General features: G+C 38.3%; 19 protein-coding genes and 1 pseudogene. All 20 read right to left on the bottom strand.

Annotation, left to right across the window (positions count from 1 at the left end; translation table 11 throughout):
• Positions 1 to 76: 76 nt before the first annotated feature.
• The 20 genes and pseudogenes from ODU50_RS06390 to ODU50_RS06295 all read right to left on the bottom strand — a co-directional run bounded on the left by ODU50_RS06390 (position 77) and on the right by ODU50_RS06295 (position 17,666).
• Positions 77 to 751, bottom strand: coding sequence for a CPBP family intramembrane glutamic endopeptidase (locus tag ODU50_RS06390; protein ID WP_203181143.1), 675 nt, complete (start codon positions 749 to 751; stop codon positions 77 to 79).
• A gap of 9 nt (positions 752 to 760) precedes the next feature.
• Positions 761 to 952 carry a hypothetical protein gene (locus ODU50_RS06385; RefSeq protein ID WP_398581365.1) on the bottom strand — a complete coding sequence of 64 codons (192 nt, stop codon included), beginning with the start codon at positions 950 to 952 and terminating at the stop codon, positions 761 to 763.
• A 135-nt stretch (positions 953 to 1,087) separates the two neighbouring features.
• On the bottom strand, positions 1,088 to 1,777 hold the full coding sequence (locus ODU50_RS06380; protein WP_203181141.1) for a CPBP family intramembrane glutamic endopeptidase: 690 nt from the start codon (positions 1,775 to 1,777) through the stop codon (positions 1,088 to 1,090).
• 25 nt (positions 1,778 to 1,802) lie between these two features.
• On the bottom strand, positions 1,803 to 2,009 hold the full coding sequence (locus ODU50_RS06375) for a hypothetical protein (protein WP_203181140.1): 207 nt from the start codon (positions 2,007 to 2,009) through the stop codon (positions 1,803 to 1,805).
• 21 nt (positions 2,010 to 2,030) lie between these two features.
• A complete protein-coding gene (locus tag ODU50_RS06370) occupies positions 2,031 to 2,789 on the bottom strand; it encodes a DUF3169 family protein (RefSeq protein WP_024418002.1) in 759 nt (252 codons plus the stop codon).
• Positions 2,786 to 3,001 (bottom strand): helix-turn-helix transcriptional regulator, encoded by a 216-nt coding sequence (locus ODU50_RS06365; protein WP_024418001.1) that lies wholly within the window; start codon positions 2,999 to 3,001, stop codon positions 2,786 to 2,788. The genes ODU50_RS06370 and ODU50_RS06365 overlap by 4 nt, the downstream gene beginning before the upstream one ends.
• 12 nt (positions 3,002 to 3,013) lie before the next feature.
• Positions 3,014 to 3,580 carry a DUF3267 domain-containing protein gene (locus ODU50_RS06360; protein WP_105178641.1) on the bottom strand — a complete coding sequence of 189 codons (567 nt, stop codon included), beginning with the start codon at positions 3,578 to 3,580 and terminating at the stop codon, positions 3,014 to 3,016.
• A 142-nt stretch (positions 3,581 to 3,722) separates the two neighbouring features.
• Complete coding sequence (locus tag ODU50_RS06355; protein ID WP_203181139.1) at positions 3,723 to 3,935, bottom strand: hypothetical protein; 213 nt, start codon at positions 3,933 to 3,935, stop codon at positions 3,723 to 3,725.
• Between the two features lie 244 nt (positions 3,936 to 4,179).
• Positions 4,180 to 4,383 carry a hypothetical protein gene (locus ODU50_RS06350; protein WP_044754557.1) on the bottom strand — a complete coding sequence of 68 codons (204 nt, stop codon included), beginning with the start codon at positions 4,381 to 4,383 and terminating at the stop codon, positions 4,180 to 4,182.
• Between the two features lie 209 nt (positions 4,384 to 4,592).
• Positions 4,593 to 7,211, bottom strand: coding sequence for an alanine--tRNA ligase (alaS, locus tag ODU50_RS06345; protein ID WP_203181138.1), 2,619 nt, complete (start codon positions 7,209 to 7,211; stop codon positions 4,593 to 4,595).
• Between the two features lie 208 nt (positions 7,212 to 7,419).
• Positions 7,420 to 7,905, bottom strand: a complete 486-nt coding sequence (locus tag ODU50_RS06340) for an LURP-one-related/scramblase family protein (protein ID WP_105153176.1) — start codon at positions 7,903 to 7,905, stop codon at positions 7,420 to 7,422.
• 264 nt (positions 7,906 to 8,169) lie between these two features.
• Positions 8,170 to 9,168, bottom strand: a complete 999-nt coding sequence (gene prsA / locus ODU50_RS06335; RefSeq protein ID WP_105153177.1) for a peptidylprolyl isomerase PrsA — start codon at positions 9,166 to 9,168, stop codon at positions 8,170 to 8,172.
• A 60-nt stretch (positions 9,169 to 9,228) separates the two neighbouring features.
• A complete protein-coding gene (locus ODU50_RS06330; RefSeq protein ID WP_105153199.1) occupies positions 9,229 to 9,948 on the bottom strand; it encodes an O-methyltransferase in 720 nt (239 codons plus the stop codon).
• 74 nt (positions 9,949 to 10,022) lie between these two features.
• On the bottom strand, positions 10,023 to 10,571 hold the full coding sequence (locus ODU50_RS06325; protein WP_029751865.1) for a DUF6630 family protein: 549 nt from the start codon (positions 10,569 to 10,571) through the stop codon (positions 10,023 to 10,025).
• Between the two features lie 15 nt (positions 10,572 to 10,586).
• Positions 10,587 to 11,027: a hypothetical protein gene (locus tag ODU50_RS06320; RefSeq protein ID WP_105153178.1), complete on the bottom strand. Its 441-nt coding sequence runs from the start codon at positions 11,025 to 11,027 to the stop codon at positions 10,587 to 10,589.
• 1 nt (position 11,028) lies between these two features.
• Positions 11,029 to 12,831 carry an oligoendopeptidase F gene (pepF, locus tag ODU50_RS06315; RefSeq protein ID WP_044671287.1) on the bottom strand — a complete coding sequence of 601 codons (1,803 nt, stop codon included), beginning with the start codon at positions 12,829 to 12,831 and terminating at the stop codon, positions 11,029 to 11,031.
• Positions 12,832 to 13,060: 229 nt separating this feature from the next.
• The gene (locus tag ODU50_RS06310; protein WP_105153179.1) at positions 13,061 to 14,002 is read right to left on the bottom strand and encodes a competence protein CoiA; all 942 of its coding nucleotides are present in this window, start codon (positions 14,000 to 14,002) and stop codon (positions 13,061 to 13,063) included.
• Between the two features lie 63 nt (positions 14,003 to 14,065).
• Positions 14,066 to 14,176: pseudogene (locus tag ODU50_RS06305) on the bottom strand (hypothetical protein); the annotation flags it as partial.
• Positions 14,177 to 14,180: 4 nt separating this feature from the next.
• On the bottom strand, positions 14,181 to 15,350 hold the full coding sequence (locus ODU50_RS06300) for a hypothetical protein (RefSeq protein ID WP_153052535.1): 1,170 nt from the start codon (positions 15,348 to 15,350) through the stop codon (positions 14,181 to 14,183).
• Between the two features lie 75 nt (positions 15,351 to 15,425).
• Positions 15,426 to 17,666 carry an ATP/GTP-binding protein gene (locus ODU50_RS06295; RefSeq protein WP_398581364.1) on the bottom strand — a complete coding sequence of 747 codons (2,241 nt, stop codon included), beginning with the start codon at positions 17,664 to 17,666 and terminating at the stop codon, positions 15,426 to 15,428.
• Between the last annotated feature and the right edge of the window lie 164 nt (positions 17,667 to 17,830).

The raw sequence follows: 17,830 nt of genomic DNA, 5'->3' as shown, positions 1-17,830 counted from the left end.
AACTTGCTTCGCCCTATCTCCAGCCTTCAAAGGTTCCCCGAACCTTTGAAGCGAGTACTAAAAGCAAACTAAATGACTATACCAAAAATAGAATCATCAAATAGGAAATTCCATTATTTAACATATGTAGCGCAATCGGATAGCGAATATCTCGTCTAATTAAATAGAGCCAACCAAGATTGAGACCCATAGTGAAATAAATTAGAAACTGCGGAATGGTTGTTGGTATATGGACCAAACTAAACAAAGAACCCGTTACAGCAAGATAGATTCCAACAGCCTTCATATCTGCCATTTTAGGGAAGAAATAGGTCGCCAACAAACCTCTAAAAATCAACTCCTCTAAAATCGGAGCAAAGATTACGACTGATAAAAATGAAACCAAGGGGTAGGCAGACACAAATTGGATGACCAAGGTTTGATTTTGACTTTCAGATATAGGTACCAAAAGTTGGAAGATGAAAAATGCAATATAGAGCAAAATAGGCCATTGAAACTTATGGAACCATGATGAAGATACACTATAGTCAATGGTATGCCGAGAATACACAAATTTCCATAATACAATTGTAAATGCAATTCCGAGAACAATGCCAATAATCGCACAAATCAAAATCATATTCACAATCAATTGAGCTGGAAATTCTGGAATAGCTTGTAATGACGGTCCTACCATCAAAAACCCAGAAATAATTTGATAAGCAACAAAAAATAAAAACAATAATGCAATGTGTTTGATAAATTTTAACATACTCCCTCCCTAAAAACTCAAATCAACAATATTATCAATTCGTATCAACTTGGTTTCAATCTCTCCTTCCGCTAATTCACGAGAAATTTTAACCCATTCCTCATCCACAGCTAAAATGCTGTATTCGTAAATGGTCATAAATTCCTCATCAAAGCGGATTTTAGCCTTACTTCCGACCAATTCTTTCAATAAAACTGACATCTGATTTTCTCCTTTTGTAGTTTTCTGCAACTTTTTTACCCTAGCTTGCAACTGCTTCACTTTTTTCCTATCTGATAGAGAATTGAAAAATAGAAATCCTACTAGAATCCATAAAAATAGTTCCATCCTATCCTCCTATATCAAGCCCAGACTTTGCATCAGAAGCATCAACAAAAATCCAAGAAGATTATTCAGACTGTGTAGAATAAGTGCATTGGTATATTTGCCAGAAATACGATAGGCGAGTCCTAGGACTAGGCCCATACCTCCGTAGACAACCCAAGATCCGATATTGGTCGGATTGTGAATAAGTCCAAACAGAAAACTCGATAGCAATAATCCCACAATCGAATCCTTACCAAAGACTTTCCCCATAAGAATCCCTCTGAAAAGCAGTTCCTCCAAAACTGGAGCAAAGAAAACTGCAAAGAGAAACAAAATTAAGGTTGGCAAGCCTGAATTGTTGATAATTTCCTGATTGGCAGTCGTCTGACCGTATCCCTCTTCCAACATAATCAATTGCCCACCAATTATTTTCAAACCAAACATAACGATAAAGGCAAGGGCTACAAAACCAACATTCGCACCCATCCCCCACTTCTGCTCACCTTTCCACAGACCTAATTTACCAGTCAAGATAAGACCAAGCACTACAGCAACCAACAAGAAGGCAGCAGCAATCAGAAGGTTTTTCCCATCAAAATTTGGTAGAGTAAACATAGCCATCTGGGTCAATACATTAAGGGCAACGACAGCTAGTCCCACTAAGAGAAACTTCCAATTTTTAACCACATTCCAATCTTTGACATTTCCAAGTCTATTCATAGCAATCTCCTTCACATACACTAAGTCAGTTTTCATTACTTTCTTTTTCGATCAATAGCAGAGCTGGCAAGCCTAAAAGCACCGGTAATAGAATATTCAGATTTGACAAATCAATCTGCCCAGTAGCCAGCCACTCTCCGAAAATATAGCCAACTGCGTACATACCAAGGCCGATTAACCCCACGAAATAAACAATTTTTAGAATCGATGTAAACTTTTTATTCTCTTTCATAATCACTACCAAAACCTTTCATTATTTAAAATAACGACGGATCATGCGAACCTGCATCACATTGATATAAATGTGCAAAAACGCCACAACTAGAAAGGCTGTAATTTGTCGCTCCTGCAGTAACATACTAAGTACAAACAGGAATAGATACAAACCTGGTAACACAATTTGATTAAGAGTAAAAACAATCTGGAAACTCATTTCGTAGTTGGCTTGCTTCTCACCTTCATCCATCGCCTCAGCAAAGTCCTTCATTTCTTTCACCGTAGCAAAAGCGGACAACTTATAGTCACGAATTTTCTGAGTTAGTTTCACAATAAAAACCTGAGAGATGAGAAGGATAACATAGAAAACTACGTCAAGAATGGAACCATACATAACTGCACTCTCTTCTAAGAAAGTAACCCCGAATCCTAAAACCAAATTTAACAATGTCAATGATACAGCAACATTGAATGAAATGGTCGCATATTCTAGGTTACGATACATTTTCTTATATAGTTCATCAACGCGTTCTTCATCCTCATCTGAAATGGAATGATAAAGTTTATAATTTTGATTAGCTTTAACACCAAAATATACGGTTCCAGCGAAAATTACAAATGTAATAATCCTCAAACAAATTAGAAAGTTATCTAAATTGAGATAAGAAGGCAGGTTGAATTTAAAGATTAATACTCCAAAGAAACCGATAAAGCCACCCAAAATTGCTGAAATCAGCATATAGGCTGAATATCTCATCCATCTTTGTTTCGTTGAAATTTGTTTTCCCTGTTTCATTTTTCTACCTCCACTAATTGAAAGACATTCTCCACATTTTCATTAAAAATTTGTGCAATCCGCATAGCAATGACCACCGAGGGCGTGTATTCGCCCCGTTCAATCAAGCTAATAGTCTGCCGTGATACCTCTGCTAATTTTGCTAGCTCTGTCTGATTGAGACCATCTCTGGCTCGCAATTCCTTGAGCCGATTTTTTAAGACATATTCCATGAGTTTTCCTTTCTAGGCTTGGTAGATAATCAGGCCTGTTTCTGTGTCTTCGACAGCTATATTTTCCTTGGCAAACTTGACCAATAAAAGATAAGTATAGTAGAAATCGCCTGCACAAGAGGCCGCATGCATGGTTGCTACCATGAAGTAAAGAGTGGTATTCATCATCCCCAAACCTGCTAACATGGTCAAGCCCAAACTAATCACAACAAAGGGAGCCAAGCTGATTACTAGCATTTGCATCCGATTGTAGAGTGAACCTGGACTGGTCGCATAGGCCATCCCCGATTTCCATTTAAACCCGTATTTGACAGGATTTTCAGGACAAAAAACCTTGAAGAAGATGCCGTGGATAGCCTCGTGCACAACTATTAAAAGAATATAGAGAGGGAAAAGCAACCATACCTCCGACACGTTCAGTTCCAAGTATTGCGAACCGTTAGCTATCAACCAACTGCCTATCATTCCAAATACCAAGGCAAATGGAAAGATGAGTGCCACAGCAAGAATGTTCAATCCCCAGACAAATTTCTTATTTTCCATGATATTAACTTCGAATAATTTCTTCTTCGCTTCCATCTTTCTTCTCCTTCATTTTCCTACAAGCTAGACTAAACTATATAGTCCTAGAGCAACTCCAATCAGTAAACCAATAATACTTGCGCCTGCAATAATAATTGCTGCCATATCTGCTGAAATGTGTCGTTTCATAAGGTTTCTCCTATCTTTCCTTAGCTTTTTCACTATTTTTCTTTTTGTTAAATTGCAGAACTAACACCAGTGTCGCCATCAATGGTGGAATTAAATAACTCTCTTCATTCAAACTAAGGTCAAATCCTAGCAAGGCTAGAACTTTAAATACCAAAATAGTTATCAAGAAGAGTGCGAAAAACAGTAGGACTACTTTCATTCCATTTTTAACTGTCTTGTTCATTTTTCTTCTCCTTTTATCTGCTGAGAGTGGAATCTAAAATAAGGAGAGAACTCGACATCATCAAGAGTGGCATTGTATCTATCTCCTGACCAAATACAAAGAGTTGAACGAAACTATAAATCAAGTATAGTGCAACTAGAACCTGCACTCCTCGCAAAACGCTTGTTCCTGTAATTAAAATTCCTTTTTTATTGCTATTGTTTTTCATAACTTTCCACCACTTACTTTCGACTAATTTTTCCTTTTACTCTTTTCTGCTACACTTCTTTTTCTTTTGCTTTTTTTCAAAAATATCAGTTGTCATTACAATAAGACAAATGGCAAGAGTCACTTGAGTATCGTCCAACTGTTGCCACTTAAAAATATCTGATAGTAGGACAAAAACTAAAAAGGCAACTGCTGATACATGTACAAATTGAGCCATGGGAATTGTATTGATCTTTTTCATAATATTTTCCTTCTTTATTTTTTTGATTGATGAATTCGTTTTCATCTCTATCTCAATATCATTGTAACACTTCTTTTTCTTTTTGACAACTATCTTTGTCAAAAAAATAATAATTTTTGTCAAAAAGTTTATGAAATTTGTCAAAATGACTAGAGTAGCGTACAAAAAAACTCCTTCATCCAGAGGATAAAAGAGTTTTCAACGACAAATTACAAGTTATCAGCTACGCTGTTCAAGAGGGTTTGGATAGCAGAGGCATCGCTACCACCTGCCATAGCCATATCTGGCTTACCACCACCACGACCTGCTACGATTGGAGCAAGGACTTTGATGAGGTTCCCTGCATGAACATCGCTTGATTTGCTGGCTACAAGGACATTGACCTTGTCACCGATTGCAGCAACTAGCACCAAAACATCTGAGTAGTCTTTTTGTTTCCAGTTGTCAGCGAAGGTACGGAGGGCACCTGCATCTGATACTTGGACTTGGCTGGCAATGTAGCGAATGCCGTTAGCATCTTTGACATCTTTGAAGACATCACCAGCAGCGGCTGCCGCTGCTTTTTCTTTCAGAGCCGCATTTTCTTTTTGCAGGTCACGAACTTGCTGAGCAAGACTTTCAACCTTGTTTGGTACTTCCTTGATCTGTGGTGACTTGATGGTTGCCGCTACTTCTTTGAGGGCATCTTCTTGGTCACGATAGGCAAGGAAGGCTTCACGGCCTGTTACCGCAATGATACGGCGAGTACCTGAACCGATACCTTCTTCTTTCAAAATCTTAAAGATACCGATTTCAGCGGTGTTGCCAACGTGGGTACCACCACAGAGTTCCACAGAATAGTCACCGATGGTTACCACACGGACATTTTTACCATATTTTTCACCGAAGAGGGCCATGGCACCCATTTCCTTAGCTGTGTCAATATCGGTTTCAACCGTCACAACTGGAATGGCATTCCAAATTTGCTCATTGACTTCTTCTTCAATACGACGAAGTTCTTCCGCAGTAACTGCCTCAAAGTGCGTAAAGTCAAAGCGGAGGAAGTCTTGCTCGTTCAAGGAACCAGCCTGTGTCGCATGCTCGCCGATAATATTGTGAAGAGCTGCATGAAGCAAGTGAGTTGCTGTGTGGTTCTTCTCAACACCCTTACGGCGTTTTGTTTCGATTTCAAGTGTGTAGGTTTGACCAACTGAAATACTTGCGGACAGTTCAACTGTGTGCAATGGTTGACCATTCGGCGCTTTCTGCACATCGATGACAGTCGCAACAATGTCTCCAGCAGCATTTTTCACAAAACCATGGTCTGCAACCTGACCACCCATTTCTGCATAGAATGGTGTTTGGTCAAATACTAGGAGAGCTTGACCTTCTGAGACTGCTTCTGTACGCGCATTATCAGCCACAATGACAGATAAGCTTGCTTCAAGAGCTGTTTGGCCGTAAACAAAGGTCGACTCTTCTGTGATAGCAGCCAGGGTTTCATTTTGCATACCCATTGAACCACCTTTGACAACTGAGGCACGTGCACGGTCTTGTTGCTCTTTCATAGCCGCTTCAAAGCCAGCAATGTCAAGGGTCATACCACGGTGCTCAGCCAATTCTTCTGTCAATTCTACTTGGAAACCATAGGTATCATAGAGTTTGAAAATGTCACGACCATCAATCTCAGACTTACCTTCTGCTGCCAATTTGTCCATCAATTGCTCAGCAAATTGTGAACCTGTATGGATAGTACGAGCAAATGACTCTTCTTCACTCTTAACAATCTTCTCAATGAAGGCACGTTTTTCAAGTACTTCTGGATAGTAACTTTCCATGATATTTCCAACTGTCTCCACCAATTTGTACAAGAATGGCTCTGTAATGCCTAAACGTTGGCCATGCATAGAAGCACGACGGAGAAGACGACGAAGGACATAACCACGACCTTCATTTCCAGGAAGGGCACCGTCACCAATAGCAAAAGAAAGGGCACGGATATGGTCTGCAATAACCTTGAAGCTCATGTTGTCGCCATCTTGGTCATAGGTCTTACCAGAAATTTTTTCTACTTCACGAATGATTGGCAAGAAGAGGTCCGTTTCAAAGTTGGTCTTAGCCCCTTGGAAAATAGCTGCCAAACGCTCCAAACCTGCGCCCGTATCGATGTTTTTGTTTGGCAATTCCTTGTACTCAGAGCGCGGAACAGCTGGGTCTGCGTTGAACTGGGACAATACGATATTCCAAATCTCGATGTAACGGTCATTTTCAATATCTTCTTCCAAGAGACGGATACCGATGTTTTCAGGGTCAAAGTCAGTACCACGGTCGAAGAAAATCTCCGTATCTGGACCAGAAGGACCTGCACCAATTTCCCAGAAGTTATCTTCAAGCGGAATCAAGTGGCTTGGCTCAACACCAAGAGCAATCCAGCGGTTGTAAGAATCCACATCATCTGGATAGTAAGTCATGTAGAGCTTGTCTTTTGGAAAAGCAAACCATTCAGGGCTTGTCAAGAGCTCAAAACCCCACTCAATCGCTTCATCACGGAAATAATCACCAATAGAGAAGTTACCAAGCATTTCAAACATGGTGTGGTGACGAGCTGTCTTACCAACGTTCTCGATGTCGTTGGTACGGATGGATTTTTGGGCATTTGTAATCCGTGGGTTGTCAGGAATGACAGAGCCATCGAAATATTTTTTAAGTGTTGCCACACCAGAGTTTATCCACAAAAGAGTTGGATCGTTTACTGGGACAAGATTTGCTGAAGGTTCAACAGAGTGACCCTTTGATTTCCAGAAATCCAACCACATTTGACGAATTTGAGCAGAAGATAAATTTTTCATAAACTAAGATACCAAGAGCATTAAGAAAGCGAGAAGAAAATAGGAGACCAACGCCGTGCGCCAGCGCACTAGGCGGTCTATCTTTTTCTCGACGCTTTTAGCTCGGGTTCAATTCAGAAAATTATCTAAATTGAACCTTTCCTTTCATAAGTGATAGTTAGGCGGGTTCAATTTAACGAAACAGTTAAACTGAATGATTATTTCACGATTAATTCGATGCATCTTCCATCATTTCGACGTAGTCAATTGCGACCACCAAGGAAATGACCAAATCTGCATAGGAGTCCTCCATTACAGTAACGGAGTAATGAGAAGTTAAATGAAAGAGTTCTTTGCAGATTTCGGCTACGAGCATACCATCTGGCCTTTTCAAGCGAAAATCCAAATCCCAGATATTTCCATCTAGGATTAAACCTAGATTTTCCACAGTATAGCGATCCTTGAAAAAAGTAAATTCCTTTTGCAAGTAGAAAGAATAACCATCTGCCATATCAATGGTAAACTGGGGCAGGAAGGTCAAAAACTTCTTAGTAATCTGACAAACTTCCCCACCTCTGGAATTGGTCACGATAAATCGTTTTGGAATTTCGAGGAAAGAGCCCTCCACTTGATAAGCAAGATTCCCAAAACTATCACAAATATCAAATTTTTCACCACCAAAGGTAAAGCGCTGTTTGACTTGAAATTGCCTCATCATGACCTCCAAAAAAATAACAAGAAATCAAACGAAGGGCGAAAAACCGCGGTACCACCTTCATTCAATGACTTGTCATTCTCATTTAAGAAACTGTATCCACAAGCAAAAAACTTTTATATATAAGCCGAAAACTGTGAATACAGGCTCTACTATTCAATTGTAATATTAAGTAGCAAGATACTTGGCTTAGATGGCTCGCAGCAACCGCCAATTTTCTGAACTAAGGTGTCAAGTACCGATTCTTAATAAGTAAATCGTCAATTACTGACCTGATGAACTAGAAGATTCTGTTGTAGAAGAACTTTCAGTCGATGAAGAGCTGCTCTTCGTTGAAGAAGAACTGCTTTCTTCTGTTGTCACATATTGTGAAAGAAGATTTTGGAAAGCACTGTCTTTAACCTTAACGTTTGCTTTTTGGAGTGCTTCTTTCAGCACAGTAGCAACAAATGATGAATCACTTTGCTTTTGTGCCAAAATAATTTCTTTCAGCTTATCTTTATAATCTTCCCATTTAGCAGATTTTTCTGATTTAGCATCCAATTTTACAACATAATAGCTCGTTGTATACGTCTTCATATCTACCGAAGAAATCACCGACGCTCCGACTTGACCTGCATCCAAGGCAAATACTGCTTTCTGTACCTCTGCTGGAACAGTTGTTGAAGTTGAATCGAATTTAACTTCGCCTCCATTGTCTTTTGTAGTAGTATCCGTGGAATTGTCTTTCGCCAATTGAGCAAAATCTGCACCTTCAGCTTGTGCAGCAGCTAAAACTTCTTTTGCTTTAGCTTCGTCTGCCAACTTAATGACACGTGCTGTTACTTCAGGTGTATAGGCGTCATAAGCTGCCTTGTAGTTTTCATCTGTCAATTCTTTCTCAGCAGCTTGTTTTACAGCATACTCAACCAATTTATTGGTACGAATTTGTTCCTTATAGGATTCTTCTGTCAATCCTGCCGAAGAAAGTGCCGCATTAAAAGAAGCACCAAGTTGTTCTGCCTTCTTATCATATTCCTTATTTACTTCTTCTGCAGAGACTTTGTCACCATACTGATTTTCAAATACATTACTGATAACCATTGACAGCAAAACTTGTTGAGCTTGTGAGTTTGTTTTCACTTTCTCATAAAACTCAGACACAGTAATCGTGTTACCTTTCATCGTAATGATATCTTTATCAGCTGCATTGGAACAAGCAGCGAGTGTTACTGCAGCAAAGAGTGTTACTGCACCTGCGAGAATTTTTTTAGTTTGTTTCATTAAAGACTCTCTCCTTTTTTCATTAACCCCTTTATTATAACACAAAAGCTTAAAAACTTCTTAAATTTCTATATGTTTTAAGTCAACATTCTCTACATTTTTCCTCAACATAAGAAGACCGTCACTCATGGACACAAGACTAGCAGTCACATCTGGATTATCCAATGTCGCATCGAATAAACGTTGCAATCCCTTATAAATCGTTCGCTGCCCTCTTCTGACATCCTTGATGTCTTTGGCAACATCTCCTCCTTGGAAGATGTCATCCAAAATGATTAAACCACCTACTTTGACCTTTTTCAAGACTTCTGGTAAAAATACAATATATTTTGATTTAGCAGAATCCATGAAAACAAAATCATATGTGTTATCTGGTAAAGTCGGAAGAATATCCATGGCTTCCCCTTCCAGCAATTCAATCTGCTGGCGCTGATCATATTTGGCAAAGTTTTCCTTTGCAAAGCCAATCATTTCTTCATTTCGATCAATCGTTGTAATCTTCGAATGCGGACTATTGTCAGCCATCAGTAACGCAGAGAAGCCAATAGCAGTTCCAATTTCTAAAATACGTTTAGGTTGGAGTGTCTGCATCAGCAAGCGGAAATAAGCTACCGTTTCATGAGGGATAACTGGAATGTTTTCTTGATGAGCAAACTCTTCCAGTTCTTTCAAAAACCCTGTATTTTGCGCCTGACGTGTTCGCATAAAATCCACAATTTCTTCCTTGACAACCGGACGGCGCATATTGTGATTTGCGTTTTTACTATATGATTCGACCATAGAATCCATTATATCATAAGCCGACAAGATTTTCTTCCTCAATACACTAAAAGGTAGGTTTCCCCACCTTTTCTTTACATATTTTTGGCGTAATCAATTCGATACCCTAAATTTCCAGCTAGTTCTTGAAGTCGAATAAAAGTCGCCTGCTTACTGAAAAAGAGATAGTAACTATCCGTGTCCATATCTACTGCCCCTAGACAAAAGTTTTCATCAAGATATTTGTTATCAATAACTCTTGCCCATTCTGAAATAGATGCAATTGGACTTAATCCACCTGAATCCAATTTAAGAGAAATTCCCGCATTGCGGACCTGCTGAAGGCAATCAAAAAAGTAGATAAAATCTTCAAGATTGTCCTTATAATCACGCACACAAATATAGTTCAAATGCTCTAGTAATTTTATCAAGATTAACCAAAGATTTTCCTTTTCAGACTCTCCAACACGATCCAAGAAATCATCGAATGACTCTGAATCTAAAATACGTTCCATAAAATTGAGAATCTGGTGTGGATCACTAGCGAAGACTACTTCTCTAAGTTGGAGAAATAGTTCCCTATCACCATTTGACATTAAATCTGCTAATTCAAAAATATCTTGTAGTTGTTCTTCTGTTAACATAGTCCCCTCTCTTTATTAATTTGAAAAATCCCATCTTATATGCGGTGCTACTTGCTCTACAAAATGGTAAATATCATTAAAATCTGCACCATCAAGCCTATTCAAGCTGACGACTGCAAGTAGTACCCCCTTATTTCCTACAATTCGCAAACGTTTCGACTGATAGCCACGATAGACAGGAGAAACGATGTATCGAATCTCTGCAATCTCTTCTAACGAATGGCGTTGACGTTCACTCCAAAAGTGTTCTTGAAATTCTAGGTACTGTTTTGTCAAGATAAAAACTGCCTTTTGCTTTCTCAATATATATAAATAAACTAGCAAAGCTTGTAAAAATATCAAATAGACAACACTTCCCATAGATGGCTCAGGTCTAGTCAAACCACCAAGACCGAGCAAGATGAAAACAAGACTAATCACACTGGGAATCACAATCGAACGTTTATAGGAAATCATATTAGAGGTGCACACCTTTCTCAACGAGAGCTTCTAATTCTTCCAAACGAGCTTCAAATACCTTGAAGGCATCATTGAGGTAATCTTCCTTGGTCATGTCTACGCCAGCCTTAGCGATGACATTGAGGGAATAATCTGAGCTACCAGCCTTCAAGTAGTTGAGATAGTTTTCTTTGTCTTCTGGACTACCATTGACAATCTTGTTTGCTAGAGCTGATGCTGCTGCAAAACCTGTCGCATATTGATAGACATAGAAATTGTAATAGAAGTGTGGAATACGAGCCCACTCAAACTGAATTTCTGGATTTTCTTCGGCAGAAAGTCCGTAGTATTTCTCGTTTGTCTGACCGTACAATTCATTGAGGAAATCAGCTGTCAAGACCTGACCTTCCTGGTCTGCCTTATAGATAGCTTGTTCAAACTCGGCAAATTGGGTCTGGCGGAAGACTGTACCACGGAAACCATCTAGGTAATGATTTAGAATAGCAAAGCGTTCCTTGTCATCTTCTACTTCTGCCAAGAGTTTTTCAGTCAGAAGGTTTTCGTTGGTAGTTGAAGCAATTTCAGCCAAGAAAAGTGAATAATGGCCATAGACATAGGGTTGAGTCTTACGAGTCAACATGGAATGAAGAGAATGTCCTGTTTCATGGATAAGGGTGTACATGTTATCCAAGTTATCCTGCCAGTTGAGAAGCATGAAGGCGTTGGTGTCGTAGGCACCTCCTGAGTATGCTCCTGAGCGTTTTCCTTCATTAACATGGACATCAATCCAGCGGTTTTCGAAGGCTTCCTTCACAATAGCCGAATAATCCTCGCCGAAGATTTCCAAGGTTTCTTGACATTTTTTAAGAGCATCTTCATAAGAAATCTTGGTGCTGAAATCTGACAATGGTGTGTACATATCGTACATCTTCAAGTCATCAATCCCCAGGAGCTTCTTACGCAAATTGATATAACGGTGCAAGAGCGGAAGGTGCTTGTTGACTGCCGCCACTAATGTATCGTAAACAGATTCTGGAATGAAATTAGCTGCAAGTGATGCGTGGCGAGCTGAGTCGTACTTCCGTAAACGAGCTTTCAGATTATTGACTTTGACATTAGATTGCAGAGTCTTAGCGTAGGTATGCTGGAACTGCTCATAGGTACCGTACATAGCTTCATAGGCTTCTTGGCGGACATCACGGTTTTTAGACTCCATAAAGTGGATGTAGTTCCCGTGTGAAAGTGGCACCAAGTGACCGTCTTCATCTACGATTTCTGGGAAACGCAGGCTAGCATTGTCCAAGACTGAGAAGGTTTCAGCAGGTGATTCAAAAATCTCGCTGGTTGCCGCAAGGACTTCTTCCACCTCTTGTGACAGGACATGGTCCTTGGCTGCCAGAAGTTTTTCAAATTGGTGGCTGTACTGAACAAGAGTAGGCTCTTCTGCCTTAAAGGCCTCCAGCTGCTCTTCAGTAATGGCCATAAATTCAGGCTCATAGAAGGCAAAAGCCTGTGAAAAGGCAGCATACAAGCCCATGGCTTTAGCTTGAAATTCCTGATATTTTCCTTCGCGAGTATCTTGGTCATTCTTCATAGACGCATAGACATAGAGTTTTTCAATGCGACGCATGAGACCGAGTTGCGTTTCACTGATTGTCAAAAGGCTCTTCGCTGAGTCGAGCAAGTGACCTGCAAATTCTTTTGTTTTTTCAGTTTCAGCTTGTAAATCTGCAAGTTCTGCCTCCCAGGCATCATCGGTTGGGAAAATAGTGGTCAAATCCCACTGGTATTTTTCTTCAATTTCGTAACGTTGTTTAGACATAATTAATCCTCCGTATTCTTTATTCTAACATAAAAAATCCCCTCTTTCCAACGGAAAGTGAGGGCTTATAGGTTACTATTTCAACTGGAAAATAGTTTTTGGTATTCGCTATCGCAAGTCGCCACTAGGATAACAAAGTCTACAACCTTCACCAACAGTAGCATGCCTAACATAAAATGTTGAGCATATTTTCAAAAGCAATATATACACCTCCATCAGCTATCTCTATTTACATTGGTTTTCTATAAATTATTGGTGGATATAGAACCTGTTTCTGCTTGTCTTCAATACTGTCGTAATACTGGTCAAAATCCTGATAAACTAGGGTTAAATCTGTTTGTATTTGGGCAAAGCCAATGGCAGAGCGGGGCAGACGGAGGTGGGGATACCATTCTTCTGCCGTCTTTGTCAGCAAATTCTCCCCTCGGCTATAAGACTCTGCCTGCAGGGCTAACCAATTGGGGGATTTGTAATAAAGCTGTTGAGCAATGTAGCGAGGCAAATCCCTATCTAACGGGCAAGTAAGATGCGATAAAGCTTGCTTGGCAAATGGCAGACGCAAGATTTCCAATAAATTTCCCTCGCCAAACGGAAAGACTTTAGTAAGACAGTGGACCTTACCTCGTAAGTCTTCATGAATAAGGTAACGAAGACGCAATTCTTTTTTCTCGTCATCCAATTCCCAGAGGTGAAACCCCATGTTCATACTAAAAGAGAGAAATTGCTTGTGTAATTTACTTAATCTTTCTTTTAACCATAGGTCTTTTCCCAACAGCCAGAGAACCTGAAGACCAGCTTCATAATAGGCTTGCGTCCTCACCTGCAAACGAGAAATTGGCAGACTGGAACATTGGACTTCCAAGGCTAAACGATCATTGACAAATAAATCAGCGACCTGCCCTATACTAGGCAGGCATTTTTCAAGTTCAACTTGTTCGGCATTGATTAACCAACTGTACAGACAAGACTTAAGGGACAGGTGCTGGGCCGACTCATTCTCGGAAAAGTATGTGCAATCCCGCAGGGTTACGTGGGCAAAGTGCGAACGCAGAACTTTTCCGGATTTGTATCGGACCAGTCCTCCACAACCTGGACAGCAAAAGCGACCTTGCGGCGCAGGATTTTCCAAGACATTAAAAACTTGTCCATCTTCATCAAGTGCAACTAACATAAAACCTCCTTTCTATATTAGTTCGCAAAAAAACACCCAGCTGTGCTGAGTGTTTGAACTTTCTTACCCAATCTGACTGCCGTTTGGTACTGATGGATCGACTGTTAAGAGTGTTAAATTGCCGTCGTGTTCGGCTGAGAGGATCATGCCCTGGCTGAGCAAGCCCATCATCTTATTTTTACACTAAAATACTTAGGCACTTTTCCTTGAATCCATCAAAACTCCGAGCTTCACTAAAGTACAAATCAAAAATTGATAAAATAGTTTCATACATTTTATCTGACACTACTTCATTATTTGGCTTTTGAAGTTTATAATTTACAAAATTTCTCTTCAAATGATTAAAATACAGTATAAAATCATCATAATATTCATGCATTAATTTTTCTATCCATTCAAGATAATCCTCAAGACTTGACTGATTTTGACCAAGCTTCAATTGATCAAGAAAATTATTTTTCTCAAAAACTAAAGAATTGATATTAAGCTGCCTTTGTTTAATTACATCATAAAATCGATCAATATACATCCGATCCTTTTCAAAAGCATCAGTTAATGTTTCACAAATTAGCTTTCCAAAATAATTTTGATCAGTCCACCCTTCTTCAAGACTATATTTTTCAGAATAATCATTTCGCATCTTTTCGATATATTGAACCAATACATTTCTTGACAAGGGCAAAATAAGTTGTTTAGAAAGAACTGAAATCATTCTATTATATTCTATATTTACTCTGTTTTGATAAGTCTGAATAATATTATAAATATTAATAAAATTTTTTACCATCGCCACATCATCAGAGTCATTCTCATCCTCACTAGGTGGGACTAATTTCATTTCCCAAGTTTCCATCTCAGAATTATACATAAAACGTAATAATAAGTAATTCTCTATATCGACCTTTCCCTTAAACTCCTCTTCAAAATATGGATTGACCTCTCTGTCTCTTGCTGATTTTGAAGCTTTGTTATGCTTATTTGTATTACACTCTGCACAGCATTTTACTAAATTTATCGGCAGTATTGCAAACTGATACTTCCCTTTACTTCCTTTAGGGATAATATGTTCTAATGTTACTTTAGTTGTAAAAGTTCCTTCACATATAGGACATATTGAATTACTATGTACATTATTAGTAGTTGGAAATTTTGCAAAGCATTTTTCTCGCAGTGTTCCATATAGCACTTCTAAATTGGATTCATTAGCACATACAGGTAATCGCTCATTGTATGTCTGAATCAAGTGTAATTGAGTTGACTTTTGTCTGTACTCCTCATCCAACTTCTCTAAGTAGCTAATCCAACTTTCTCGTCCATCTCGTATTTGCTTTTTCCAGTCTTTTGTCACATTTTCAGTAACTATTGTATCTAGTATCTCTCGAACACTAGGCAATCCATCTTTATCTACAAATTTGATAAGTCATCACTCTCCTTGTTTAGGATGTATATCATTATTCTTTGAGTTTATGTATGTTTTTATCTCTTCCTCTATGATTAGATATTTTAAATACGCCTCATCTCCCAGTAAATTTTTGTCTGAAGCATTTGAAAAGATAGGAAAACGTTCAATACTAAGTTCTTCGTTCTTCTCTCTATCGCTTATTGAAGAGGCTTGGGTATTTAATAAAGAATCACTTTCTTGGCTCAGCTTATTCTCTTCAACTTCTTTATCAGCAACTTTATTAATTGAATCAATTAGAAAATTTCGACGTTCTGTTAAAATATTATTATATCCCGTCATTTGCAACTCAACTCCATATACATTTTTATATAAAGAATCAAGGTTTTCACCAAACGTCTTATAAGATACATTCCGTAGTTCATGTTCAGCATTCAATGTATATATACACTTATGAGGGATTTCTTGGAGAACAATTGGAGAATGTGTAGCAGTTAAACAAAACGCCTTCTCTTCTTTGCAGATTTTTGCTACCGCCCTGATGAATGCCTTTATCATCGGTGGGTGCATAAATGTTTCGGGTTCATCAAAAATTACTAAACATCCTCTATTTATACTACTCACCAACTTTGTTAAGTACAAAAGTATAGTTGCCTGTCCTGAACTAAGCTCACTAAGTTTTTTAAAATCATTTAATTGAAACTCTTTATCTCTGAAAGCGTCTATAATATCTCTTGCCCACTGTTCAAATGCAAACAATTCTAAACAATTAAGCCATAGTTCAAACTTCTTATCTGAGGTAGCAATAAAATCCAATAAAACATCTTGAATGTAGAACGTAAAACTGTCCTTCATTGTTAATTTTTTAACCGGCTTTTCCGTAGAATCGTCTATGCTATACTTATCTTTTAGCCAATCTATAATATTTTTCAATTGTTGACCTTGTAATTTATTTATAACCTGATTAATTCTAGGTGTTTCAACCGATACAAATCCTATTTTTTCATAAAGTACACCTTCATCATCTTCTTCTATTGATCTCACTTCATATTTTTTATCATTTTTTTGATATTCTATAACACTATCAAACGGACTTAAAGAAAAGTGGATTATACTTGAAAAATTATTATCCCCTTCCATATGCCTTTTTATTATTTCATTTATCCTAAAGGACTTACCACTTCCGTTGCCACCTATAATAGCATAAACCTCTGTAGAGAGATCTGAACTCCTGTTTTTTACAAACGACAAGCCCACTTTCTCATCTCCAAAATCATAATCGATTGATACAATATTTTCATCAACTGATTTTTTGGGTCCTTCTTGCATCTCTTTATCCTCAGCAACACTTTCTTCACCATACCCAGCAACTGCCAAAGGACGAAAAATATCTTTGATTTCCTTTACTGACGTAGTTCTCATAAATGAATTATTGAAAAAATTATGAGATTTACTATAAGGTGGTTCCATCTTAAAATCCGCGGCATGCGGATCTGCAAAATCTTCATACTTTCGAGAAGCTTTGTCCAGATTTTTCCTATTAAATGCTAGGTCTTTAGTAATCGAAAACCATTGCTGGCGTACACTATATGGAAGATATTTTTTTAAAAATTCGTAGTATTCTACACCTCCAAGCGAACACAAATCGGTTCCATCATCCAGCATAGTTTTTTTTCCGGTGCCTTTCAAATAATCTATCATCTCTTGGCTTCTCGGATTTACTCGTAGCCAGAATTTCTCCTTACAAATATTAACATACAATACAGTATAGTAGCCATAGTCATTCCAGTCACTAAATGTAATGGAAAGACTATCTCTAAATTCCTTTAAATTTTTAAACCTAAGAATATTATTGACCTTTTCCAGATAATCCTTTTCATCAAACTTTATAAAGTAACAAGTAAAGAAATCTTGTTTTATAGAAAACGCCAGCTCTCCATTATCTATTCGAGTAATAATTTCAGAAAGTTTCCCTTTTTTTCCAACCGCAATACTCAAAGTTTGTGCTGGAGACTCTTCTATTTCTTTTATATCAACATCAATGATCACTAAATAATTCTTTGCTTTCTTACATTTTTCTACAACTTCAGAGCTATCAGAAAAATAGGTTATCCAAAAGTATTTTGCATCCCCTTTCCTCCATCTCTGTAAAGTTATTTCACGACCTACCTCTACACTTTTTCCTGATATACTTCCAGCAACTCCCCAGCCAATTTCTGGAAATTCCTTATTAATATTTAGAATTACTTCATGTATTGATTCCATAAATGCCTTCTTTCTAACAAAAAACACCCAAACCGTTTGAACTGCTCCCTGTCAAGTGGACAATGAAATAATAAAAGATTAGGCGACGGCCTTGTTCCTCATTTCAAGAGGGGCAAGGCCGTTGTTGCGTTCTTGAAATCGTTGATGATTATAAAAATAGATGT

Source organism: Streptococcus sp. 2020WUSS084 (assembly GCF_044427445.1).
Classification (GTDB): domain Bacteria; phylum Bacillota; class Bacilli; order Lactobacillales; family Streptococcaceae; genus Streptococcus; species Streptococcus suis.
The sequence above is the reverse complement of the archived record's forward strand: the minus strand, read 5'-3'. Positions and strand labels throughout refer to the sequence as shown.